At 72.1% G+C, this 23,208-nt stretch carries 21 protein-coding genes; 6 read left to right on the forward strand and 15 right to left on the reverse strand.

The window, feature by feature from the left end:
* Positions 1-28: 28 nt before the first annotated feature.
* The 12 genes from QLQ12_RS31860 to QLQ12_RS31915 form a co-directional block, all read right to left on the reverse strand.
* The gene (locus QLQ12_RS31860; RefSeq protein ID WP_282764226.1) at positions 29-1,312 is read right to left on the reverse strand and encodes a hemolysin family protein; all 1,284 of its coding nucleotides are present in this window, start codon (positions 1,310-1,312) and stop codon (positions 29-31) included.
* Between the two features lie 58 nt (positions 1,313-1,370).
* Entirely contained in the window at positions 1,371-2,273 is a 903-nt protein-coding gene (locus tag QLQ12_RS31865; protein WP_407651645.1) for a DNA-3-methyladenine glycosylase family protein, read from the reverse strand.
* Between the two features lie 290 nt (positions 2,274-2,563).
* Entirely contained in the window at positions 2,564-3,901 is a 1,338-nt protein-coding gene (locus QLQ12_RS31870) for a Pecanex-like protein 1 (protein ID WP_282764228.1), read from the reverse strand.
* A 40-nt stretch (positions 3,902-3,941) separates the two neighbouring features.
* A complete protein-coding gene (locus QLQ12_RS31875; RefSeq protein WP_282764229.1) occupies positions 3,942-4,718 on the reverse strand; it encodes a DUF4142 domain-containing protein in 777 nt (258 codons plus the stop codon).
* A gap of 32 nt (positions 4,719-4,750) precedes the next feature.
* Positions 4,751-5,464, reverse strand: a complete 714-nt coding sequence (locus QLQ12_RS31880; RefSeq protein WP_282764231.1) for a hypothetical protein — start codon at positions 5,462-5,464, stop codon at positions 4,751-4,753.
* Between the two features lie 198 nt (positions 5,465-5,662).
* Positions 5,663-6,442: an anti-sigma factor family protein gene (locus QLQ12_RS31885; protein WP_282764232.1), complete on the reverse strand. Its 780-nt coding sequence runs from the start codon at positions 6,440-6,442 to the stop codon at positions 5,663-5,665.
* Positions 6,439-7,119 (reverse strand): sigma-70 family RNA polymerase sigma factor, encoded by a 681-nt coding sequence (locus tag QLQ12_RS31890; protein WP_282764233.1) that lies wholly within the window; start codon positions 7,117-7,119, stop codon positions 6,439-6,441. The genes QLQ12_RS31885 and QLQ12_RS31890 overlap by 4 nt, the downstream gene beginning before the upstream one ends.
* Positions 7,120-7,798: 679 nt before the next feature.
* Entirely contained in the window at positions 7,799-8,767 is a 969-nt protein-coding gene (locus tag QLQ12_RS31895) for a hypothetical protein (protein ID WP_282764234.1), read from the reverse strand.
* Entirely contained in the window at positions 8,764-11,256 is a 2,493-nt protein-coding gene (locus QLQ12_RS31900) for an AAA family ATPase (RefSeq protein WP_282764235.1), read from the reverse strand. The genes QLQ12_RS31895 and QLQ12_RS31900 overlap by 4 nt, the downstream gene beginning before the upstream one ends.
* Positions 11,253-12,407 (reverse strand): exonuclease SbcCD subunit D, encoded by a 1,155-nt coding sequence (locus QLQ12_RS31905; protein ID WP_282764236.1) that lies wholly within the window; start codon positions 12,405-12,407, stop codon positions 11,253-11,255. Before QLQ12_RS31905 ends, QLQ12_RS31900 begins: the two co-directional genes overlap by 4 nt.
* 21 nt (positions 12,408-12,428) lie before the next feature.
* Positions 12,429-14,216 (reverse strand): ATP-binding protein, encoded by a 1,788-nt coding sequence (locus QLQ12_RS31910; RefSeq protein WP_407651646.1) that lies wholly within the window; start codon positions 14,214-14,216, stop codon positions 12,429-12,431.
* A 131-nt stretch (positions 14,217-14,347) separates the two neighbouring features.
* Complete coding sequence (locus QLQ12_RS31915; protein ID WP_407651655.1) at positions 14,348-15,103, reverse strand: pyrimidine reductase family protein; 756 nt, start codon at positions 15,101-15,103, stop codon at positions 14,348-14,350.
* A 316-nt stretch (positions 15,104-15,419) separates the two neighbouring features.
* On the opposite strand from QLQ12_RS31915, the gene QLQ12_RS31920 reads away from it, so the two are divergent.
* Together QLQ12_RS31920 and QLQ12_RS31925 are read left to right on the forward strand one after the other, a co-directional pair.
* Positions 15,420-16,130 (forward strand): ACT domain-containing protein, encoded by a 711-nt coding sequence (locus tag QLQ12_RS31920; RefSeq protein ID WP_282764238.1) that lies wholly within the window; start codon positions 15,420-15,422, stop codon positions 16,128-16,130.
* A 130-nt stretch (positions 16,131-16,260) separates the two neighbouring features.
* Positions 16,261-17,301, forward strand: coding sequence for a GNAT family N-acetyltransferase (locus QLQ12_RS31925; RefSeq protein ID WP_282764239.1), 1,041 nt, complete (start codon positions 16,261-16,263; stop codon positions 17,299-17,301).
* 56 nt (positions 17,302-17,357) lie between these two features.
* Here QLQ12_RS31925 and bsaP read toward each other — a convergent pair whose 3' ends face one another.
* Complete coding sequence (gene bsaP, locus QLQ12_RS47415; RefSeq protein ID WP_456049091.1) at positions 17,358-17,528, reverse strand: biotin synthase auxiliary protein BsaP; 171 nt, start codon at positions 17,526-17,528, stop codon at positions 17,358-17,360.
* A complete protein-coding gene (gene bioB, locus QLQ12_RS31930; protein ID WP_282764240.1) occupies positions 17,528-18,523 on the reverse strand; it encodes a biotin synthase BioB in 996 nt (331 codons plus the stop codon). The genes bsaP and bioB overlap by 1 nt, the downstream gene beginning before the upstream one ends.
* 84 nt (positions 18,524-18,607) lie before the next feature.
* On the opposite strand from bioB, the gene QLQ12_RS31935 reads away from it, so the two are divergent.
* From QLQ12_RS31935 to QLQ12_RS31950, 4 genes are all read left to right on the forward strand, one after another.
* A complete protein-coding gene (locus tag QLQ12_RS31935; RefSeq protein ID WP_282764241.1) occupies positions 18,608-19,741 on the forward strand; it encodes an 8-amino-7-oxononanoate synthase in 1,134 nt (377 codons plus the stop codon).
* Positions 19,742-20,070: 329 nt separating this feature from the next.
* Positions 20,071-20,778 (forward strand): dethiobiotin synthase, encoded by a 708-nt coding sequence (gene bioD, locus QLQ12_RS31940; RefSeq protein ID WP_282764320.1) that lies wholly within the window; start codon positions 20,071-20,073, stop codon positions 20,776-20,778.
* A gap of 56 nt (positions 20,779-20,834) precedes the next feature.
* Positions 20,835-21,593: an ROK family protein gene (locus tag QLQ12_RS31945; RefSeq protein WP_282764242.1), complete on the forward strand. Its 759-nt coding sequence runs from the start codon at positions 20,835-20,837 to the stop codon at positions 21,591-21,593.
* A 44-nt stretch (positions 21,594-21,637) separates the two neighbouring features.
* The gene (locus tag QLQ12_RS31950; RefSeq protein WP_282764243.1) at positions 21,638-22,354 is read left to right on the forward strand and encodes an HAD family hydrolase; all 717 of its coding nucleotides are present in this window, start codon (positions 21,638-21,640) and stop codon (positions 22,352-22,354) included.
* Positions 22,355-22,513: 159 nt separating this feature from the next.
* Here the strand turns inward: QLQ12_RS31950 and QLQ12_RS31955 are convergent, their stop codons facing one another.
* Positions 22,514-23,143 (reverse strand): class I SAM-dependent methyltransferase, encoded by a 630-nt coding sequence (locus QLQ12_RS31955; protein ID WP_282764244.1) that lies wholly within the window; start codon positions 23,141-23,143, stop codon positions 22,514-22,516.
* Positions 23,144-23,208: the final 65 nt, after the last annotated feature.

A 23,208-nucleotide genomic window follows, 5' to 3' on the forward strand; every position in this document is an offset into this window, starting at 1 on the left:
ACACCGCCCGGCGACGTCGCACAGAACGTCAGTCGCCGTGGGTCTCCGCGGGCAGTGCGCGGACTCGTACCTCGGTGATGGCCCGGCCGGTCACCTCGGTCACCTCGGCGGTGAACTCGGGCAGCGTCACCACCTCGCCCGGCTCGGTGGGGATGTGCCCGAGCCGGGCCAGCACCATCCCGGCGATGGTGGTGTAGTCGCCGTCCTCCGGCGGATCCCCGTGGAAACCCACGTCGGGCAGGTCGTGGATGGGGAACGAACCCGGCATGAGCAGGGCGCCGTCCGGCTCCCGGACGGTCGCCGCCACATCGGAGTCGGTCTCGTCGTAGATCTCCCCGACGATCTCCTCGACCAGGTCCTCGATGGTGACGATGCCGTCGATGGCCCCGCGTTCGTCGACGATCAGGGCGAGCGGCTGGCGTTCGGCGCGCAGCTGCATGAGAGCGTCCGACACCCGCAGCGTCTCCGGCAGGAAGAGCGGCGGCCGGGCCACGTCGTCGACCGGCCCGGTGGCGCCGACCAGGTCGCGCAGGTGCACCACGCCGATCACGTCGTCCAGCCCGGCCGGGCCGATCACCGGCGCCCGGGAGTGGCCGCCGTCGATCAGCGTGCGCAGGGCCTCCGGCGCCGGCCGGCCACTGGCCAGGGTGAGCACGTCGCGGCGGGGCACCAGGATCTCCCGCAGGATGCGGTCGGCGATCGCGAAGGCACCGGAGATGATGGTCCGCTGCTCCGCGGAGAACTCCTGCTGGGCGGCGACCAGGTCGCGGATCTCCTCAGGGGTGACCTCGTCGCGCTGGGCGTGCGGGTCGCTGCCGGCCAGCCGGACCACCCCGTTGGTGGCGTGGGCGAGCAGCCAGACGGCCGGGCGGGAGATGTTCGACAGCATGTCCAGCGGCCGGGCCACGAGCAGCGCCCAGCCTTCGGCCCGTTGCATGGCGATCCTCTTCGGCGCGAGCTCCCCGAGGACGAGGGTGACGAAGGTCAGCACCACGGTGGTCAGGACGGTGGCGGCCGGCTCGGCGGCGGCGCCCAGGAACTCGAGCCGCTCGACCAGTGGCTGGGACAGGTAGATGGCGACCACCGCGGACGCCAGGAAACCGCCGAGGGTGATTCCGATCTGGATGGTGGCCAGGAAACGGTTCGAATCACGGGTCAGCCGTGCCAGCACCCGGCCGGACCGGGACTCCCGTTCCAGTCGCTGCACCTGGCCCTCACGCAGCGAGATCAGCGCCATCTCGCTGCCGGTGAACACGGCGTTGACCAGGATCAGTAGGAAAACCAGGAGGATCGGCCCACCGATGCCATCCATCAACGCACCCTTCGGGAAAAAGTCACAAATTCCCGAACAATTTAGCGACTCGACCGGATCAGAACCGGGAGAACGACCGCAGCGGCATCCGTGGCCCGAATTTCGGCGCCGCGATGCCGCCCAACGCGAGCAGGCCACAGACCCGGCCGCGGTGCCCCGGGAAGGGCTCCAGCAGCTCCAGCATCCGCTCGTCGGTGCCTCGGGCCTCGCCGGCCAGGGCGTAGGCGACCGTGTTGGGGATGTGGAAGTCGCCGACACTGACCGCGTCGGCATCACCGAAGGCGTACCGGACCGTCTCGGCGGCGGTCCACGGGCCGATGCCGGGCAGGGCGGTCAGCCGGGCCGTCGCCTCGGCCGCGCCGGCACAGCTCTCCAGCCGGGCGGCGACCTGCGCGGCACGCAGCAGAGCCTGGGTGCGGCGCTGCTCCACGCCGAACGGATGGAACACCCAGTAGGCGGTGGCCGCCACGACAGCCGGATCGGGCGGCAACACCAGCTCCACCGGGCCGGGCGCCGGCTCACCGAAATGACGGCACACCGCGCGGTACGACCGGTGCGCCTCCTTGCCGGTGACCTTCTGCTCCAGGATCGCCCGCAACAGGCGCGGGAAGAGGTGTCCGGTGGCCGGTAGGCGTACCCCCGAGAAGGTCTTCGCCAGGCGCTCGACCAGCGGATGCCGCGTCGCCAGCGCCGGGAAGCCGCTCAGGTCGTCGCGCAGGCCGGCGATCGCGTCCGCGCGGTCGGCGGCCCACCGGGCGCCCGGCCCGTGACCGGTCGCGACCAGTTCGCCCGCCGAGCGGGCCAGATGCAGCGTGGCCGGGCCCTCCGGGGTCCGCATGGCGAGCCAGAACCCGTCCTCGCGGACCAGGCCGCATGGATCCGACTTCGGCACCAGCAGCGGCCGCACCGAGGCGCCGAAGGAGTATCGCTCCGGCGGGGTCAGCCTGCGGGTCACCGTCACCGCGCCACTATGCCACCGGTCCGGCTTCCGGGGGGAACATCCGGGCACGCCGATGGCCCTGACCTTGCTCCGGGGTCAGGGCCATCGGGCCGTGACCGGACACCCGAGAAAGGTCCGGTCACCTTTGCGGAACCGTTACCCGGTGGTGGCCGGGTTGTCTGCCGCGTACTCGTCCGGCAGGGGGTTGGACGGCCACCGGTCCCGATGGGGGGCCCGGACCGGGTTGGGAGACCCGGTCCGGTTCGGTCCCGGTGGAGCGGCGTCCGGCTCCGCGGTGGTTGTGCCGCCGGTCAGCGGACCCGGATGCGGACCGAGTCGAAGGCCGGCGTCTGGTTGGCGCGCTCCATCATCGGCGTACGGTGCGAACCGTCACCCGCCCACGAGGAGCACTGGAACTCGCCCGACTGGGGCAGGCCCGGCACCTGGATGGCGACGGTGTCCGGGGCGGCGCCGCCCTTGTTGTCCTCGGTGGCGACGAAGAACGCCGGCACCGGGTCGGGAGCGGGGGCCGCGTTGCGGTTGTCCAGGATCCGGCACGCGGTGTGGAAGTGGCCGCGGACCAGGCCGCCCTGGAGGACGCTGCTCTCCACGTAGTAACCGCCCTGGCCGGCCGCGAGGAAGCGGTCACGGATCAGGTTGCGGGTGCTGACCTGCAGCGTGAAGGGCTGGTTCCGGTTGACCTGCTTGGGCGCGTTGGTGATCAGCAGGGTCGCGTTGTTGGCGGCCGCGGCTACCTCACCGAACTCGGTCGAGACACAGCGGTTGCCCTTCTGGAAACCGTCGTGCGGCGGCAGGTTGGAGTTGTCGCAGCTGTTGGCGATGACACCGAGGCCCGCGCCGGGCGGCGGGGTGACTGCCCCTCCACCCTGCTGACCGCCCTGCTGCTGACCGCCCTGCTGCTGACCGCCCTGCTGCTGACCGCCCTGCTGACCGCCCTGCTGCTGACCGCCCTGCTGCTGACCGCCCTGCTGCTGACCGCCCTGCTGCTGACCGCCCTGCTGCTGGCCACCCTGCTGCTGGCCACCCTGCTGCTGGCCACCCTGCTGCTGGCCACCCTGCTGCTGACCGCCCTGCTGCTGACCGCCCTGCTGCTGACCGCCCTGCTGCTGACCGCCCTGCTGCTGACCGCCCTGCTGCTGACCGCCCTGCTGCTGACCACCCTGCTGCTGACCACCCTGCTGGGTCGCCGCCACGCTCGCCTGGGGCTTGCCGGTGTTGGCCTGGTTACCGCCGTTGTTGTTGCCACGGCGGGCCTGGGTGGTCGCCTGGACAGCGTTCTCGGAGACGTTCTTCAGCACCCAGTCCCGGCAGCGGGACCGAACCTGGTCAGTCGTCGCCACGTTGCCGGCCCCGTCGTCCGCGTGCTGCGTGACCTGGCCGTTGTCCGTGGTGTACGTGCCCTTCCGGGTCTGGGTGGAGAGCTTCGAGTTCGCGGGCGCCTGCAGATTGTCGCAAGCCGCGAGAGCACGGTTCCGGACCGTGTTCTTCTCGGTGCCGGCGTTGGAGATCTGCGTGACCGTCACGACACCGCCGAACGCGGCCAGTGACGCCGCCGCAACGGCGATGATGCGGCGCCGACCGCTGAACCACGCCGTGGAATCAGCGCGCCGGTACTTGGACCTTCGCATGGGTTGACACCTTTCTCTGTCGCCGTGGGCGATGTTTGACCTACCGTGCGCGGAAGATGCGCATGGTGGTGACGACCCCGACAACCAGCGCGGCAGCGAGGACCAACAGGATCACGGTGTTGCTGAGGCCGGGCATGTTCTCGCCCCGCTCGGCGGCAACCAGCATCTGGTTGTCGATGGGCACGGGGCCCTGACCCGGGGCGGCCCCGGGGGCCGGCGCTGTGGGCAGCGCGGCGTAGTCGACGATGCCGCTGCTCTCCAGCAAGGTCATGTGCGTTGCCACGAACTGATTGGTCTGCTGCGCGAGCTTGCGGACCGAGTCGTTGCGCGTGGTGGCGCGGATGGTGCCGATCGCCGGGAAGATCTTGCCGTGGGCGGCCCGGAGACGGTCGATGAAGATCTGGTCGAACTCCTGCGGGGTCGCGGCGGTCCGCATCTCGTTCAGCCACACCTCCTGGTCCCCGTTGGGCTTGTTCGGCAGGCTGATGCCCAGCTTCTTGGCCACCGCCCGGTCCAGGTTGTCGAGCGCCACGTGCTGCTTGGCGATCTCCGCGCCGACTTTCCGGACCGTCTCGTTCTCGGACTTCTCCGCGGCCATGTTGCCGGCCGGGACCTCCCACAGGCCGGCGAGCCGGACCTTGATCACGAAGTCCCGGTCGGCGGCACTGACGGTGCCGGTGCCCTTGTCGGTAAGCATGTTGCTGGGCGGCACGGGCACGGGTTCCTCGGCGTGAGCCACTCCGGTCGGCGTCACCATGAATGCCAGGGACAGGGCCAGGGTGCCGACCAGCCATCGGGAACTACGGCGGGTCTTCATGTTTCTCCTCTAACCTCCGGTGCCGTGCCAGATCAGTAGCTGATGTCGCTGCCCGAGTCCGAGTCCTTCTCGGCCTCGCCGGCGGCGTCGGCCGGGGGCGCCACCGGCTTGGAGACGGCGGGGAGACAGGTCAGGTTCTTGGTGCCGTTCGGCTGGATCACGAACCACTTGCCGCCGACGTTCTGGCCCTTCCACTGACCGGCCTTCTTGTCGCCGATGTAGCGGTAGAGCGGCCAGCCCTTGAGGGTGAGCTGCTTGGTGCCGTCAGCGCGGGTGACCGTGCCGACCAGCGACTCGTCCACGCCGTCCAGCTTCGGCTCACCGTTGCCGGTGAGCGCCGGCGGCCAGACCTTGGCGCAGTCGCCGTTGCAGTTCGACTTGGCCGGGCTGTCCTCGTCCTCGTCGAACCGGTAGAGGACGAAGCCGTCCTCGTCCTGGACGGTCGTGCCCATCCGGGCGACCTTCCGGGCGTTGAGCTCCGTGGTGGCCACCTCGTCGCTGATCTCTGCCTTGTTCGCCTCGCCGCCGCCCGACGGAGCGGCCGGCGCCGTCGACTCGGCGGTCGGGTCGGCCTCGGGCTCTGCGGTCCCGGTCGCGTCGGGCGTGGCCGCGACGTTGTTGGAAGCCGGCTGAGCGGCGTTTCCGTAGTCGGCGGCGTTGTATCCGGCCGGGGCGCATGCGGTCAGCGCGACCACCGCCGCCAGCCCTACACCGATGACCTTCAACTTTCGCTTGTCCGATGCCACGGGTCCTCCAACTGATTCATGGCTCTGCATTCCGGCCTGTAGTACGGAGGGGGGCCGGAGAGGGTTGAACATTTGGGCCGATCAAATCAATGATTTTTCGGTTGAACCTTCCGGCCGTCCGGCACGTAAATAGAAGATCCGCCGCACGAAAAACGGCCCGGCCGCATGAGCGACCGGGCCGTTCTCGTGTTCGTAGGGTTACGGAACGCGAACCAGGGTCTCCCCCGGCGCGCCGTTGGCACCGATCTCCTGCACCTGCACGTGAGGGATGTCCTCAGGCGGAGTCGACGTGACGGCCTGCAGCATCAGCGGCGCCGGGTTGGCGGCCGTGCCCCAGCCCTTCTCGCCCACGGTCCACTCGGCCACCTTCTCGGTGGTGCCGTTGCGCCGCACCAGGAACAGCCCGCACTTCTTCGGCCCACTGATGGCGCCGACCGCGAAGGAGACCTGGGTGCCCCAGTCCTTCTTCAGCAGGCCCACGACGGCACTGACGTTGGTCCGCCTGTCGGTGCCGCTGTAGTTCTCGCCGGGCAGTTTCGTGCCACCGATGGCAACGCCGTCCGCCGCGGGCAGCGGGTCGAGCTGGGTGCTGCCCTTCGCGGTGTTGTCCGGCGCGGCCGGGGCGTCCGGGGCCAGCCACTTTCCCCCGGCGAAGAGCGCGCCGATGGAGAGCATGGCGAAGACCACCACCGCGGCGGCCAGGGAGTAGAGCCGGCGGCTGTTGGCCCGCTGCCGCTCCACACCGACCTCGCGGAGCATCTTGTTGAGCACGAGGCCGTCGCGCTCGGCGCGCTCGGCGGCCACGAAGGCCTCCCCGTCGACGGTCGCGAGAACATCCGCCACCTGGACGAAGGACTCCAACTCGTACGCACACTGGGCGCAGTCGATCAGATGGTCCTCGAAGGCGGCCGCGTCGCGGTCGTCGAGAATGCCGAGGGCATACGACGCGACGTCGTAGTGCTGGTCCTGCTGGGTCATTCCGTCACCCCCCGCTGCTGCAGCGCCGTGCGCAGGGCGCGCAGCGCGTAGTACACCCGCGACTTGGCCGTGCCGAGCGGCAGGTTCAGCGACTCGGCGGCCTCCGGGACGGTGCGACCGCGGAAGTACGTCTCGATGAGGATCTCCCGATGCGAATGGCTGAGCTGCCGGAGCGCGTCCGACACGGTCATCGACTGAAGGACCTTGTCAGTCTCGTCAGACGTGGTCGGGAAGCTCTCCAGCTCCCGATCATACGTCTCGGCGGGACGGGCGTTGGCACTGCGATGCTCGTCGATGGCGATCCGCCGGGCGACCGTGACCAACCAGGGCCGCAGCGACTGCTGGCCCTGCGCGCCGAGCCGGTGCGCGTTGCGCCAGGCCCGGAGCAGGGTCTCCTGCACGATGTCCTCGGCGCGCTGCCGGTCACCGCCGGTCAGTCGCAGCACGAACATCAGCAGCGGCCCGGCGTGCTCCTCGTACAGCATCTTCACGAGGGTGTCCTCGTGGCTGGGCGTGTTGTTCGGAGCGGCCTCGTGCCGCGGACCTTGACGCGGGATCACTGTGCCTTCATCCCGGTGGCTGCCACCGTCAAGAGCCTGCCACCTTCCACCGGAGTGTTGCCGTGCCATCACGCGCACCCTCTCCGGCGCGAGCCGATCCTCGGCCACCGCATGCATCGATACCTCCGCCCGGAGCTTTCCCCGTCGCCTGAGATACGGCCGGGGAGCCCTGCCGGGATCAAAGCCGGGGCGAGAATTTCCGGGCCTCTTGGTCTCAACGGTCCTCCGCTGCGTTCGCGATCGAGATGGCGCCCCGGCCGCCGATCACCCTCCGTATTGATCAACGACGATTGGGGTGCCAGGTAAGCCGGAATGATACTCAGTGACAATCGACCCTGGACATGTCCCCGAGAATAATTCTCAGCGGAGACCGGAGAGCGTGATCTCGCAGCGTGAACGAGCGATTCCGCAGCGTCGTCACAGGCGCGTAATGCGCGGTGAATAGCCTCGCCGGCGAACCGATCGGGGGATGCGAGAATTCCGGTCGGCCCCTTTCGGGCGACACTCGACAGGGAGCGCTCCCATTCCCTGATCGTCCTGTTCGGGTGGCTTCGGGGCCGGGAAGAAACACTCAGTTTCCCAGCTTCCGGCACGGGTGCGCCGCTCCTGAGACCCCGCCGGCGACGCGGCGCCCCGCGATCAGGAGCCCTGTCTCAACGAGCGGGACGACGCGACCATTTCTGGGATCGCCCTTCCCGCCGGACGGGGCGCTCTCCAGGCAACCGTGTGTGAACGAGCACAGTCACCTGGCCCGATCGGTGCCGCCAACGACCCCACATGGGCAGCCGCGTCACCCTCAGCGACCGTGACTGGTCGCCAGAGACAGGGCGCGGTGCAGCACCCGAGCGTCGCCCAGCATGCCCCGCAGCCGCCGCTCCAGGCCCGCGATCGGCACTAGGTTCTGCGGGGCACGGGGATCCTTGTACGCCGACGACGCGAACCTCGGCAGCGTCGCCACGGACACCCCGGCCAGCTCGATCGCCTGGTCCGGGGAGAGTTCCGGCGAGCACTCCACCCGCACGATCCCCGACCACGGCGCTCCCGACGAGCCGGGCAGACGCAGGTACCACGACCAGCCGCCCCAGACCGTGCCCAGGTGGAAGACCGGCGTCCGCTGGCCCGGGCGCAAACGCGGCACGATCGCCTCCTGCGCGGCCGGCAGATAGTGCTTCTGCTGGGTCTTCACATAACCGATCGTGCGCGGCAGCTGCCGCCGGTTCCGCAGCGGCCCGTCCACGATCAGCAGGTCGGTGCCGTCCGAGCCACCGTCCCGGGCGGCCGCCGAGATCTCGATCTCCAGCGCGGTCAGCGGACCCTGCACGGCGGCCGGCAGCTTGCTCGCCTCCCCCGTGCCGCTGATCCGGTGCACCTCGTAACGCACCGAACCGGCCTGCACGTCGGTCGCCGACGGACTGGCCGTGAACAGGCCCCGGGAGACCCGGGCGCCGGCCAACTCGGCCACCCCCCGGGCCAGATCGCAGCGGACCACGCCGGCGGCATACGAGGCCGCCAGCCCCGCATAGGTGGTGCCGTCTTCCTCGGCCGTCCACAGCCCGGCGTCGTTACGCCGCACCCCGTCGACCAGGAACACCACGTCCGGCACACGGGCGCCGGCGGAGACGTCCATCGGCGCCCACTCGGCGGCCGGCACCTCCACATCGAGGTCGACCTGGGCGCTGCTGGACGAGCCCGGCCCGTCCGCGCCGTCACCCTCGAACGACGAGCCGTAGGACGGGTCCCACGCGTCGACGAACATCCTGGTCACAGGCCGACCCTCTCGACATGGGCGGTACGCGCGTCCTTGTGCACCTCGAACCTGACCGGCACCCGCTCGGCCAGCGCGTGCACATGGGTGACGATCCCGACCATCCGGTCACCGCGGGCCGCCAGGTTCTCCAGGGTGGCGGCGACCACGTCGAGGGTGGCCGCGTCCAGGGTGCCGAACCCCTCGTCCAGGACGATCGACTCCAGACTGGCCGCGGTGGTGCTCATCCCGGCGAGCTGTTCGGAGAGGGCGAGCGCCAGAGCGAGCGACGCCTGGAACGTCTCACCGCCGGAGAGGGTCCGCACGCCGCGCCGGAGCCCCGCGTCGTGGTGGTCCACCACGAAGAACTCGCCCTTGTCGTGCATCAACTCGTATTGCCCGCCGGTCAGTTCCCGGAGGATCCGGGAGGCGCCGTCGACCAGCAGGTCGAGCGCCTCCTCCAGCAGCCAGCGCTCGAAGTTGTTGGCCCGCAGGTGCCCGGCCAGCGATTTCGCCACCCGGCTCTCCCGCAGCAGCGTCTCCCGCTGCTCGGCGGCGGCCCGCGCCTGCTCGCGCCGCTCGGTCAGCCGCTGCCAGGCCGCCTCGGCCCGCTCGGCGGCGACCGCGGCCGCCCTGATCAGGCTGGACTCGTCGGAGGTGCGCCTCTCCAGGGGCGTCCCGGCCGCGGCGAACAGGTCAGCGACGTCGGCGAACGCGCGGACCGTCTCCTGGTGTGCCGCGGCCACCGCGGCCCCGGCCTCGACCCGGGCGACCTGCCGTCTGCCGTGCTCACCGGCGGCCCAGTCGACCAGAGCCTGCCAGGCCGCGGCCAGGTCGTCCCGGTCGGCCGGCGGCGGCCCGAACCGGGCCAGGCCGTCCCGGGTCGCGTCGAAGGTGCGCCACACCGAACGCTGCCGCTCCTCGGCGGTCTGCACCGCCGCCTGCGCCTTGCGGTACGCGTCGCGGGCGGCACGCACCGCCGCCCCGGCCTCCTCCAGACGCCGCCGCGACTCGGCCAGCTCGGCCAGCCGCCGCTCCAGCACCTCCACGGCGGGCAGCGTCTCCACCGCCTTACGCACCTCGGCCAGCCGGGTGAGGTGGTGCTCGTACTGGCCGCGCTTGCGCTCCACGTCGTTGGCCAGGTCGCGGACCACCGCGTCGCGCTCGCGCCAGCGGGCCTGCGCCGCCTCCGCCTCCTCACGGGCCGCGTTGCCGGCCTGCTCGGCCAGCCGCACCGCGGACTCCTGCGGCACCTCGGGCACCACGGCGACGGTCTGCTCGCAGACGGGGCAGGCGTCCCCGGCTTTCAGATGGCCGCGCAGCGCCGTCGCGCGGTCCCGCTGCTGGGCGTCCCGGTAGTCCTGGCGGGCCTGCTCCAGCAGCTGCTGGGCACCGAGATGGTGGGCGTGGGCCAGCTCGGCGGCGGCCAGCGCGTCACGGTGCTCGACCTCGGCGACCGACACCTTGCCGGCGAACCACTCCTCCTGCTCGACCAGTCGCGACAGCTCGGTGTGCCGGTCCAGCGCCACCCGCAGCTGACCGGGATCGCCGGCCGCGGACACCTCACCGCGGGCCTTCTCCTCGGCCTCCTCGGCCGCGTGCACGTCGTCGGCCGCGCCGGCGGCCGCGTCGCGCGCCGCGACCACCGCCCCGGTCGCCTCGGCCAACCCCGGCGGGGTACGCACGGAGGCCAGCGCCGCCAGTTCCGCGTCCACCGCGTCCCGTGCGGCGGCGGCGGCCGCCTCGGCCTCCCGGGCACTGCGCAGCTCCGGCACCGCGGCCTCGACCGCGGCGGTCAGCCCCCGCATCCGGGCGAGAACCGCGGCGGCGCCCTCGACCGCCTCGTCGGTGGCGTCTTCCAGGGCGCCGAGCTGCTGCTCGACCATCGACAGTTTGACCTCGGCGGTCTTGCCGCGCTCGGCGGCCCGGCCCTGGACGTCCTCGTAGATGTGCAGGCCGAGCAGGTTGACCAGGATCTGCTGCCGGGTGGCCGGCTTGGCGTGCAGGAAGTCGGCGAACTGGCCCTGCGGCAGCACCACACAGCTGGTGAACTGCTCGTAGGGCAGGCCGACCGCGTCGAGCACGGCGCCGTCCATCTCGGCGGGGGTGCCGGCCAGGACCTCGCCGAGGTCCTCCAGGTCCATGCCGGTGTCGAGCTTGGTGACGTCGAAGCCGGGCGGCATCAGCTGCAGCCCGGCTCCCGCGGTCTTCACGTTGCCCCGGCCGTCCCGGCGGACCACCCGGGTCGCCACGAACCGGTCGCCGGCCGACTCGAAGACCAGTCGCACCCGGGCCTCCGCCGCCGACGGGGCGAGCGCGTTGACGATGCCCCGGGCGCCACCCCATCGCGGCACCGTGCCGTAGAGGGCGAAGCAGATCGCGTCCAGCACGGTCGACTTGCCCGAGCCGGTCGGACCGACCAGGGCGAAGTAGTCGGCGTCGGTGAAGTCCACGGTGGTGGGGTCGCGGAAGACCGTGAATCCGGCCATGTCGAGCCTGAGTGGCCTCATTGGTTGCTGCTCACCTCGTCGTACAGCTCGTCGAACAGCTCGCGCACGCCGTCCTCGGCGTTGCCGCGGCTGTCCAGGTAGTCACCGAAGAGTTCACGCGGGGACCGGCCGGCGCGCTCGGCGCTGCGGGCGCCGGAGCGGGCCGGCAGCATGTCCGGGTCGATGCGCACCTCCAGGGCGTTCGGCAGGAGCTCCTGCACGTCCTCGCGAAGGCCGGGCCGGGGCGCCTCGCGCACCAGGACACGCAACCAGGCGTCCGGAAGGTTCACCGTGGCGAGCTGTTCCAGGGTGCCGCGCACCGTCCGCAAGGTGAGGGCCGAGGTCACCGGCACGTCCCGGACGTTCGCCGCGCGGTCGGCGGAGACGTCCACCACGGCGACCGAGCAGACGTTCTCCTCCTCACCGAAGTCGACGGCGAGCGGGCTGCCGCAGTACCTCGTGGGGCACGGGGAGACGACCGTCTGCGAGCGGTGCAGGTGGCCGAGAGCGACGTAGTGCGCGTTCGGCGGGAAGACCGTGGCGGGGACCGCGTAGCCCATGATGGTGTGCGCCTCGCGCTCGCCGCCGCCGGTGCTCGCGCCGACGATCGTCAGGTGGGCGGTGAGCAGGTTGACCACGCCGGGCTCGGCGAACGGCTCGCTCACCTTGGCGATCAACCGGGCGACCAGGTCGGCATAGGTCTGGTTGGCCTCGGCGGCGGTCAGCTCGTACATCTCGGCGGCACGGATCGCGTAGCGCTGGGAGAGGAATGGCAGGGCCACCAGCCGCCACCGCTCGCCGCCCTCGGTGGTCCCCTCGATCAGCAGATCGGTGAGATCACCCTTGGGGTACGACCCGCGCAGCTCGATGCCGGCCGCGTCCGCCCAGGGCCGCAGCGCGTCGAGGGCCGCGCCGTTGTCGTGGTTGCCGCCGATCGCCACGACCCGCGCGCCCGTCTTGCGCAGCGCCGAGAGCGCCCGGGTCACCAGCCTGGTCGCCTCGGCGGTCGGCGCGGCCGTGTCATACAGATCGCCGGCCACGATCACCAGATCGGGACGCTCGGCACGGGCGATCTCGACGACCTGGGCGAGGACACGGATGTGCTCCTCGTTGCGGTTGTGGCCCTTGAGGACCTTACCGACGTGCCAGTCGGAGGTGTGCAGGATGCGCATCGCTGAACCCTAGTCCGAGACCTAGAACGGAATGTCGTCGTCGGCGCCGGACCGGCCGCCGACCACGGCGAACGGATCGGCGCCCTGCACTATCGAGCGGAGTGTCTCGGCCGGCGGCGGCCCCGACTCGGACTTGCGGGTCGCCCAGGCGGGGAACGGGAACTCGACGCAGAGCGGGACCGGGATGTCCGGCTGGTTGACGAACATCGTGCCGGGGCGGGCCAGCAGGGCCCGCTGGCGCATGGCCGGGGGCAGGAAGCCGTACTCCGGCCTCGACGCCTCGGCCGGGTCGAGACGGCCCACCACCCGGATCGCCGAGTTGGTGACGATCCGCCGCTCCACCTCGCTGGCGGTCTGCTGGGCGCCGATCAGGATCACGCCCAGCGAACGGCCGCGCTCGGCGATGTCGAGCAGCACCTCCTTGATCGGGGAGGAGCCCTCGCGGGGGGCGTACTTGTTGAGCTCGTCGAGGACGACGAAGAGCAGCGGGCGGCCGGTGCCGGACTTCTCCTTCTCCTCGAACTCGGTCTTGAGCGTCACACCGACCACGAACCGCTGAGCCCGGTCCGGCAGGTTGTGCAGGTCGACCACGGTGACCTGCGCGCTATCGGCGGTCTTGATCTGGTGCGGGCGGCGCTGGGCGAGATCGCCGCGGATCAGCCGGGAGAGGTCGCGCTTGCTGTTGATCAGCCGCCGGGCGAACGCGTTGACGGTGCCCATGTTGACCGCGCTGCCGGCCCAGGTGGACCGGGTGTCGTCGTCGGTGAGCTGCTCGACGATGTGGTCGACGAGGTCTTGGTACGAGCTGATCCGCTTGCCGTCGATGCTGATCCCGCCCTCGGCGGGGACCGCGTAGCGGTTGAGGTGGGCGGTGACCGAGTGGACCACCATCGTGTACTGCTGGCGCTCGTCGTCGGCGTCGGCGAACACGTAGGGCAGCAGCTTGGTGTCGCAGAACTCGGCGAGGGTCCAGTAGAACGCGTCGACCCCGGTCAGCCGGCTGCTCACGTCGGGAGCGCCGGACGAGTCACCGGCCCGCGGCGGCGCGTAGACCCGGACGTCCGGGAACGGCGCGGCGGGGAGGCCGAGAAGCGCGTACGCCTCGCGGGTCCTGTCGTCGAGTTTCGTGTTCGGGTGGTCGAGGAACAGCAGGTCCTCGCCCTTGACGTTGAAGATCAGGGCGCGGGCGTTGGTGCCGTCGGCGCCGAGCTGACCGGAGCGGAACACCGAGTAGAGCAGGAACGTCGCGAAACTCGTCTTCGTCGCCACCCCGGAGATGCCGGAGATCGACACGTGCGCGCCGCGGGTGCCGTCGAGGAAGTCGGCGTTGAGGAAGACCGGCACCCCGTCACGGCCGGTGCCCATCGGGACCCGGCGCTCCATCCGGTCGAAGTGCAGCGCGGCGTCACGGGCGTCGCCGGTGGCCCGGTGCACCACGGCGCCGGGGGCGGGCGGCACGTAGAGCTCCGGGTCGACCCGGGTGGTGGTGATCTCGGCCGCCTCCTGGACCATCGCGGGCAGGGTGCCGTCGGCGATGGCGAACACGTCGGAGTCGAACTGGGCACCCTCGTGCCGGGCCCGCACCTGCGTCACCACCCCGGCGATCGTCACCGGCTCGCGGTCGGGCAGGTCGCGTTTCGTCACCACGACGTCGTCGAGCTGGAGATAGCTGCCCGGATTGACGGCTGTCCAGAACTGCAGCGGTGTCGCGTCCGCAGTGCCCAGCACCCGTCCGACGGGGCCCACGTCCGGTTGTGCATTCAGTTTTCCGCCGCGGGCAGACCCAGTTTCGTCAGACACGGGGATCATGTTGCCTCAGAGGTACGACAAATGCCCGCGGCCTCCGTTGTCCACAACTTCTGGTGTCCATCCACAGAGTTATGCACAAGATCTTGATCCCCTCGGGGAGGCGCGCCCTGACCCGGGCCGATCGGCGGGGGCTAGCCTCGGGCGTACCGGAGAAAAAGCATGTCGTCTCGGGTCAGCGCGTGCCGCAGCGACATCCGCCGGGGTGGCGCCGGCGGGCCGTGCGCGATGCGGCCGGCCGGACCGCCCACCAACAGCGGGGCGACCGTGAGGCACAGCTCGTCGACCAGGTCGGCGGCGATCATCGAGCCGAGCAGGCCGGGGCCGCCCTCGCAGAGAAGCTGGGTGGCGCCGCGCGCGTGCAGCGCCTCCACCCCGGCGGCCAGATCGACCCGGTCGTCGCCGAGCGCGATCACCTCGGCCACCTCCGCGATCGGCGAGGCGGGGGCGGCGCGATGGGTCAGCACGATCGGGCGGATCGGCGCGTCCGAGAAGATCAGCTGCTCGGGGTCCAGGTCGAGGGAGCCGGAGACGATCACCATGAGCGGGAACTCGGGCAGGCCGTTCGCCACCCGCCAGGCGCGGGCCGGCGCGGTCAGGCGCAACGCGTCGTAGCCTTCGGCGCGGACCGTGCCGGCCGCCACCACGAGGGCGTCGCAGACCATCCGCAGGGTGTCGAAGACCTCTTTGTCACCGGGGCCCTGAAGGCCGGCGGAGAGGCCTCCGACGGAGACCGCGCCGTCGGCGCTGGCGATGAAGTTCACCCGCAGGGCCGGGCGGTCGAGCCGCGGATAGCGGTCGACCAGCTCGTCCGCCGCGGACGGCAGTGTGCTCACGGGCCGGGCGGGCCGGTGACCGGCGGCGTCGGTTCGGGTCTGCGGTGCTGACAGTCGCACCACGACCCGCCCCGGCACTCGTCGTGCCGCCGTTTCCGGCAGGCGTCGCAGATCATGCCTCCGACCCTAGTACAGAACCGCGGGTCCTCCCGAATACCGGGACGTCGATCCACTCGCCGGGAGGAAGGCACTGTCCGACACCCGACCGGCACGGCGCCGCGAACACCTCGGCACCTACGCTGACATGTGATTCCGGGCATATCGCCACTGCTTGACGACCGGGACACGGCGGTGCAACGGGTCCGAAACGCCGGGTCGGCAGGGTGTTGACTCAGACGGCGCCACCGGCCGTCGCAACGGGAGGAGTTTCATGTTGCTGCGGGTTCGAGTCACCCTGCCGGACCGTCCCGGTGCCCTGGGTCAGGTCGCGCGCACCCTCGGTGTGGCTGGTGCCGACATCGTCCAGGTCGTGGTGCTGGAACGGCTGGGCGGCCGGGCGGTCGACGACTTCACCGTCGTGTGGCCCGGCGCCACCCGGGTCGAGCGGCTCCTCGCCGGCCTGGCCGCCATTCCCGGCGTGCAGGTCGACGGAGTGTGGAAGGCGATCGGAGCCCCGGTCAACGGCGGCCACGACGCCGAGCTGCTCGCCCAGGTCGCGGCCAACCCGGCGGACGGTCTGGCCACCCTGGTCGACGCGATGCCCGGCCTGCTGGCCGCCGACTGGGCCGCGGCCGCGACGGTGCCGGCCGACTGGGCCGCGCGCAGCGGCTCCGGCGGCGCCAACGAGCCGTCCGTGGCCTACGCGAGCTGGCGCGTCCCGTCCCCGCTGCACCTGCCCGAGGTGACCCCGCTGCGGGCCCGCCCGATGGCCGAGCCCGGCGGCCCCCGCTACGCGGTCGCCCCGTTCGGCCGGGCCGGGCTCGTGCTCGTCGTCGCCCGGACGGACGAGGACGACCTGGCCGCCGCCGCCTTCCACGTGACCGAGGTCGACCGCCTCGCCCAGCTCGTCCGGGCCGCCGCCGTCATCCTCGGCGACCGCCTGGACACCCTCGGCACGCCCGCCACGGCGGCCCAGATGTGACGGTTCCGGTGCCGTCTCGCGGCCCCACGTGATCCACGAGACAGAACCCGGCCCGGCAACCGGGGCCGAAGGCAATACCCCCGCAACAACGCCGGTGCACTCTTGAGCCAGGAGGAAAGGAGTGCCCCGCATGGCGCTGTGGCGTGTCAGGGCAACGGTCGACGACCGTCCCGGTTACCTCTCGGTGCTGACCGCGAGCCTGGCTCTGCGGTCGGTCAACATCCTCGCCGTCCAGGTGCACACCACCGAGGAGGGCGCGGTCGACGACTTCCTGGTGGACGCTCCCGACACCCTGACCGAGACGGATCTGCTCGCCGCGGTCGCCAAGGGCCGGGGGCGGGAGGCGTTCGTCGCCCGGGCCGAGGCGCAGGGACTGGCCGACCAGCCGACCCGCGCGCTGGCCCTGGCGGGCCGCCTGGTGCACGAGCCGGAGTCGCTCGGCGAGGCCCTGGTCGCCCTGCTCGACGCGACCGACGTGCGCTGGCGCCCGGCGAGCGGTGAGCAGGCCGGCTTCCACGGTGGCCGGATGACCCTGGCCGACCCGGCCGGCGGCGCGCTCGAGGTGCTCCGGGCACTGCCCGCGTTCACCCCTGCCGAGTTCGCCCGGGCGCAGGCCCTGGTCGAGGTCGCCGCGACGGTCCACCGGCAGCACCGCGAGCAGGTGGCGCTGCTGCTGCCCGACGGCGCCGAGGTGGTCCTGCGCGCCGGCGCGCCCGACGACCTGGCCGCCGTCGGCGAGTTCCACGACGACTGCTCCCCGGCGGCGCTGCGCCAGCGTTACCCCGGTGGCGTCCCGGCCGGTTCCCGGCTGCGCCGCCTGCTGGAGCCCGCCGGCGGCCTGACCCTGCTCGCGGTGGCGCCCGGCGGCGCCGTGGTGGCGATGGCGATCCTGATGACCGAGGGCGATCTGGGCGAGGTCCGCGTCCTGGTGGCCGACGAGTGGCAACGCCGCGGGCTCGGCACGGCCCTGCTGCGGCGGCTCCACGCGCACGCCGCGAAAACCGGCGTCGCGGCGGTGCAGGCGCACACCGGCGCCGGTAACGTGGCGATGCTGCGCACCCTGCGCCGGGTCGGCGCGGGCCCGATCGAGCGCGACGGCGCGATGGTGACCCTCACCTTGCGCACCACCGGCCCCCGGGTCGGCGACGAGACTCCCGCCACCTTCGGGTGACCGGGTGAAAGGGTGGCGGCGGGTTCCGGTTCGGGCCCGCCGTCACCCAGGGGCCGTCATCCGCGGCGTTCGCCGTGCTCGACACAGGTCGCGGTCCACCCGGTGGGGACCACCTGCACCTTCATCCGGCGGCGGCAGTCCGGGCAGTAACGCGGCGGTTCCAGTTCCCGGGCCGCCACGCAGGCCGCGTGAGAGCCGGGCTCCCCGCACCGGTCGCAGTACGCCATCAGAACGTCGCGGACAGGGACTTCACCGGCATCTTCAGATCGGCGAGCAGCTCCAGGTCAGCCGTGGCCGGGCGGCCCAGCGTCGTCAGGTAGTTGCCGACGATCATCGCGTTGATGCCACCGAGCAGGCCCTCCCGCGTGCCGAGGTCGCCGAGGGTGATCTCCCGGCCACCGGCGTACCGGAGGATGGCTCTGGGCAACGCCAGCCGGAAGGCGGCGATGGCGCGCAGCGCGTCCTTGCCCTCCACCACCGGGCGGTCGCCGAACGGCGTGCCGGGGCGAGGGGTCAGGAAGTTCAGCGGAACCTCGTGCGGGTCGAGCTCGGCCAGTTGCGCGGCGAACTCGGCGCGCTGCTCCAGGGTCTCCCCCATGCCGAGGATGCCACCGCAGCAGACCTCCATGCCGGACTCGCGCACCATCGTCAGGGTGCTCCAGCGCTCCTCCCACGAATGGGTGGTCACCACGCTGGGGAAGTACGATTTACAGGTCTCCAGGTTGTGGTTGTACCGGTGGACGCCCATCGCGGCCAGCTCGTCGACCTGCTCCTGGCTGAGCATGCCGAGGCTCGCGGCGACCTGGATGTCGACCGCTTCCTTGATCGCTTTCACGCCGGCGCGCATCTGGTCCATCAGGCGCTTGTCCGGCCCGCGGACGGCGGCGACGATGCAGAACTCGGTCGCGCCGGTGGCCGCGGTCTGCTTGGCGGCCTCCACCAGGGAGGGAATGTCGAGCCAGACCGACCGCACCGGAGACGCGAACAGGCCCGACTGCGAGCAGAAATGACAGTCCTCGGGGCAGCCGCCGGTCTTCAGCGAGACGATGCCCTCGACCTCGACCTCCGGGCCGCACCACTTCATCCGCACGTCGTGGGCCAGCTGCAACAGGTCGGGAAGGTCCTCGTCAGGCAGGCGGAGCACCGCCAGGATGTCCGACTCATCGAGGCCGGCACCGTCATCGAGGACCCGGGCACGCGCTCGGTCGAGGATCTCTGGCATGCCCGTACCCTACAGAGTTCCCAGCGCGGTAGGACTGTCAGAGTTGGGTGATAGTTTGCCAGCCTAGTGATCAATGGGGGCGTCTTGGCGGACTGGTTGGAGGCACTCGACCGGCTGGCCCACGACCGGGCCAAGGCGGGGCTGACCCGTCAGTTGCGGCCGCGGGCCGCCGGCGACAGCGTCGTCGATCTGGCCGGGAACGACTACCTCGGCCTCTCCGATCACCCGCGGGTGATCGGCGCGGCACGGCAGGCCCTGGAGGCGTACGGGCTGGGCGCCACCGGCTCCCGGCTGGTCCGCGGATCGACCGGCGCGCACACCGACCTCGAGGACTCCCTGGCCGGCTGGCTCGGCGCCGACGCCGCCCTGGTCTTCTCCTCCGGCTATCTGGCCAACCTCGCCGTGGTCCGCGCCGCCGGGGCGGTCTGCGACCTGGTGGTGTCCGACGCGTACAACCACGCCTCCCTGATCGACGGCTGCAAGATCTCCGGGCTGCCGGTGCGGGTCGTCCCGCACAACGACCCGGCCGCCGTCGCCGCTGTCCTGGCCGCACATCCCGGCCGGGCGGCGGTCGTCACCGAGTCGGTGTTCTCCGTCGACGGCGACCTCGCGCCGCTGGCCGCCCTGCACGAGATCACCTCAGCTCACGGCGCTCTGCTGATCGTCGACGACGCGCACGCGCTCGGCCTGCTCGGCCCGTCCGGTGAGGGCGGTGTCGCCGCCGCCGGCCTGGCCGGCCGCCCGGACGTGATCGTCACCGCCACACTGTCCAAAGCGCTGGGCGGCGCCGGCGGTGTGGTCGCCGGGCCCGGGCAGTTCATCCGGCACCTGGTCGACACCGGCCGCAGCTTCATCTACGACACGGCGCCACCACCGGCCGTCGTCGCCGGGGTGCTCGCCGCCGTCGAGGTCGCCCGGGCCGCCGGCGACCGGCGGGCCGTGCTCTTCCGGCGGGGCGCGCTCCTCGCCGCCACTCTCCGGGGCGCGGGCTTCCCCACCCGCGACCCCGCCGCCGGGGTGCTGTCGGTGCCGGCGCCCGGGCCGGAACCCGCCGTGGCCTGGGCCGCCGACTGCCGCGACCGTGGCGTCGCGGTCGGCTGCTTCCGGCCACCGTCGACACCGGACGGCAGCTCGCGCCTGCGGCTGACCGTGAACGCGGGCGTCCCCGAGCAGGACTTCGCCCGAGCCATGACCGTGATCCTGGAGTGCGCACCATGACCGCCGACCCCCCTCAAGCGTCCGACCCCAGCCGGCCCCCGGCGGTGGTGCCACCGCCCCGCGAGGAGCGCAGCGGCGGCGGCCACGGGCTGCCCGTGGGCCCGCCACCGGCCGCGGCGGCTCCCGGCCCGCTTCCCCCGCACGGTGGCGGTCACACACCGCCGCCGGTGCTCCCACCGGCGGTGGACCCGGTGGAGGAAGAGTCCGAAGAACAACCGGAACCACCCGCCGCCCGGCCCACCTGGTTCGGCGAACCCGCCACCCCACCGGCCGAGAGCTCCGGGCCCGCGGCCAAGCCGCACCGGGCCGACCACCGTGAGTGGCACGGGATCGTGCTGGTCACCGGCACCGACACCGAGGTCGGCAAGACCGTCGCCACCGCGGCGATGGCCGCGGCCGCCCAGGCCGCCGGTCTCCGCGTCGCGGTGATCAAACCCGGTCAGACCGGCATCGCCACCGGCGCGCCGACCGACGCCGAGGTGGTCACCCGCCTGGCCGGCCCGGAAACCGTGCGCACCCTCGCCGAATACCCCGAGCCGCTCGCCCCGCTGGCCGCCGCCAAGGTCGCCGGCCTGCCCGCGCTCGCCCTGTTCGACGTGGTCGACGCGGTCCGCGCCGAGGCCGAGAAACACGATCTGGTGCTGGTCGAGGGCGCCGGCGGGCTGCTGGTGCCGATGGGCCTGCGTCCGTCCGGCGAGGCGTGGACGTTCGCCGACCTGGCGACCACATTGGGCTCCGGGGTGATCGTGGTGACCCGGGCCGGTCTCGGCACTCTCAACCACACCGCCCTCACGCTGGAGGCGCTGGACCGCCGCGGTGTTCCGGCGAAGGTGATCCTCGGCGCCTGGCCGGCCGATCCCGAGCTGGTTCACTGGGCCAACCTGGGCGAGTTGGTCCCGCACCTGGTCGGCGCGCTGCCCTCGGGCGCCGGTTCGATGGATCCCGGGGTGTTCCGGCGGTCCGCGCCCGGCTGGCTGACCCCGGCTCTGCACGGCGTTCTGGACAACTGGCGCGTCTGGGCCGAAGAGGCGGGTTGATCGGACACCCGGCACAATTACTGTCCGGGGAGGTGAACCGCATGAAGAATGGCGGCGTGACTTTCACCCTGACGATCGACTGCGGTGGCGGAGGAATCAAGGGTTCGGTCCTCGACGAGGCCGGGACGATGCGGGCCCAGCCGATCCGGGTGCCCACCCCCTATCCGCTGCCGCCCGACCTGTTCGTGAAGACGCTGGTCGGGCTCGGTGAGCAGTTGCCGACCGCGGACCGGGTCACCGTCGGGATGCCCGGGATGATCCGGCACGGCGTGGTGGTGGCGACCCCGCACTACGTGACCCGTTCCGGGCCACGCACCAGGGTCGACCCCGAACTGGTCGAGGCGTGGCACGGGTTCGACGCGCGGACCGCGCTGGCCGAGGCGTTCGGCCTGCCCACGCTGGTGCTCAACGACGCCGAGGTGCACGGCGCCGGGGTCGTCGCCGGCACCGGCTGCGAGCTGGTCCTGACTCTCGGCACCGGGCTGGGCTGCGCCCTCTTCGACGGCGGCGAGCTCGCCCCGCACCTGGAGATGTCGCAGGCCCCGGTCCGCTGGGGGATGTCCTACGACACCTACATCGGTGAGCACGAGCGCCGCCGGCTCGGCGACGCGCTCTGGTCGCGGCGGGTCCGCAACGTGGTCGACGGCCTGCGCCCGGTGTTCCTCTGGGACCGGGTCTATCTGGGCGGCGGCAACTCCCGCCTGATCACCCCCACCCAGCTGGCCCGGATGGGTGACGACGTGGTCGTCGTGCCCAACACCGCCGGCATCGTCGGCGGCGTCCGCGCCTGGGCGCTGGGCCAGGAGGTCCGGTGACCCCCACCACCGTCCTGCCCCCCGGCCCTGGGCCGGGAGGCTTGATGAGGCCCGCCGCGGTCCTTCTCGACTTCGGTGGCGTCCTCGCCGACGCCCCGTTCCGCGCCGACCCGCCCGAGCTGGTCCTGCGCCTCTACAACCTGACCGGCGGCGCGCTCGCCCCCGGGCTGATCCAGCGCTCGCTGATCGACGGCGCCGCCGCCTACGCCCGCTGGCGCGACGAGGACTGGCCCGACGAACTCCCGCACCTCGACGTGTGGGAACGGTTCGTGATCCACGACTGGCCACCGCTGGCCCAGGCCCGGGTGCGCGGTTCGGTGACGAAGCTCAGCTACGACTGGGCATGGCGCGAGGGCTGGGCGCTCCGGCCCGGCATCGCCGAGTTTCTGACCGCGTGCGCCGGGGCGGGCATTCCGCTCGCGGTGGTCAGCAACACCCTGTGCGGCGCCGCGCACCGCGATTTCCTGGCCACGGCCGGCGTCGGCGAGCTCTTCGCGGCGCAGATCTACAGCGACGAGGCCGGCGTCCGCAAACCCAACCCACAGATGATCTGGAACGCCACCGACGCCCTCGGCGTCTCGCCGTCCGCCTGCTGGTTCGTCGGCGACAGCCGCCGCCGCGACATCGTCTGCGCCCGGCGCGCCGACATCGGCACGGCCGTCCTGATGCCGTCCGGGCGCGCCGACAGCGGCGGGGAACAGCCCGATCCGGACGTCACGGTCACCGACGGCTTCGGCCTGCTGAAACTGCTCAAACCCTGATCTTGTACGGCTGGTCCGGTCCCCACCTCCCGGCGGACGAGGCAGGCGATCCGTCGCCGCCGTCCGCCGCCACCGGCTCATGCGCTTACGTCACCCTCACCCCCGGCCGGCTCCGCGCGGCGGATCAACCCGGCTGATCCAGCGGCGGGGGTGAGAGGTCTACGCGGTGACCTGCCAGACGGTGGTGCGGCGGATCGGCATGCTCTCCAGGTCCTCGACCACCGGGACGTCGTAGACGGCCCGCCGGATCAGGCCCTCCGGCAGGTAGGCGCGACCCGGGTCACCGACCAGGACCAGGGAGCCCCGGCCGGCCGCGCGGCGCAGGAACGGCAGCACCCGCCCGGCCATCTCGCGGCTGTAGAAGACGTCACCGGCCAGGACGACGCCGAACCTCTCGTCGCTGTCCAGGATGTCGGCCTCGACGGTTCGCACGCGTACCCCGTTGGCCTCGGCGTTGGCCTGCGCCGCGGCCAGCGACAGCGGATCGATGTCGTTGGCGGTGACCGGCTGCGCGCCCGCGTGGGCGGCCGCGACCGCGACCAGGCCGGAACCGGTCGCCAGGTCGAGGACGCTGCGGCCGGCGACGAGGTCGCGGTCGTCGAGGATGTGGCGGGCCAGCGCCTGCCCGCCCGCCCAGGCGAACGCCCAGAACGGCGCGGGCTGGGCGCCGGCGGCCGACTCGGCCGCCTCCCAGAGCGTGATCAGGTCCTCGGCCTGGTAGAGCGAGACCTCGGGCACGAAGGGGACCGGCGCCAGCACGGTATGGGCACGAACGAACTCCAGAAGCACGTCCCGATTGTGCCGTTGCCGCTCAGATGCCCGGCCACCGGGCCGATCAGTGACGACAAGGGGTA

Source organism: Actinoplanes sandaracinus (genome assembly GCF_030009775.1).
Lineage (GTDB): Bacteria > Actinomycetota > Actinomycetes > Mycobacteriales > Micromonosporaceae > Actinoplanes > Actinoplanes sandaracinus.

Coding starts and splice junctions, on each gene's coding strand:
- QLQ12_RS31875 (WP_282764229.1), bottom strand. CDS start 4,718: ATGAAGACCCGCCGTAGTTCCCGATGGCTGGTCGGCACCCTGGCCCTG.
- QLQ12_RS31890 (WP_282764233.1), bottom strand. CDS start 7,119: ATGCATGCGGTGGCCGAGGATCGGCTCGCGCCGGAGAGGGTGCGCGTG.
- QLQ12_RS31920 (WP_282764238.1), top strand. CDS start 15,420: ATGTTGCTGCGGGTTCGAGTCACCCTGCCGGACCGTCCCGGTGCCCTG.
- QLQ12_RS31900 (WP_282764235.1), bottom strand. CDS start 11,256: ATGAGGCCACTCAGGCTCGACATGGCCGGATTCACGGTCTTCCGCGAC.
- QLQ12_RS31885 (WP_282764232.1), bottom strand. CDS start 6,442: ATGACCCAGCAGGACCAGCACTACGACGTCGCGTCGTATGCCCTCGGC.
- QLQ12_RS31870 (WP_282764228.1), bottom strand. CDS start 3,901: ATGCGAAGGTCCAAGTACCGGCGCGCTGATTCCACGGCGTGGTTCAGC.
- QLQ12_RS31910 (WP_407651646.1), bottom strand. CDS start 14,216: ATGATCCCCGTGTCTGACGAAACTGGGTCTGCCCGCGGCGGAAAACTG.
- QLQ12_RS31860 (WP_282764226.1), bottom strand. CDS start 1,312: ATGGATGGCATCGGTGGGCCGATCCTCCTGGTTTTCCTACTGATCCTG.
- bioB (WP_282764240.1), bottom strand. CDS start 18,523: ATGCCAGAGATCCTCGACCGAGCGCGTGCCCGGGTCCTCGATGACGGT.
- QLQ12_RS31925 (WP_282764239.1), top strand. CDS start 16,261: ATGGCGCTGTGGCGTGTCAGGGCAACGGTCGACGACCGTCCCGGTTAC.
- QLQ12_RS31950 (WP_282764243.1), top strand. CDS start 21,638: ATGAGGCCCGCCGCGGTCCTTCTCGACTTCGGTGGCGTCCTCGCCGAC.
- QLQ12_RS31905 (WP_282764236.1), bottom strand. CDS start 12,407: ATGCGCATCCTGCACACCTCCGACTGGCACGTCGGTAAGGTCCTCAAG.
- bsaP (WP_456049091.1), bottom strand. CDS start 17,528: ATGGCGTACTGCGACCGGTGCGGGGAGCCCGGCTCTCACGCGGCCTGC.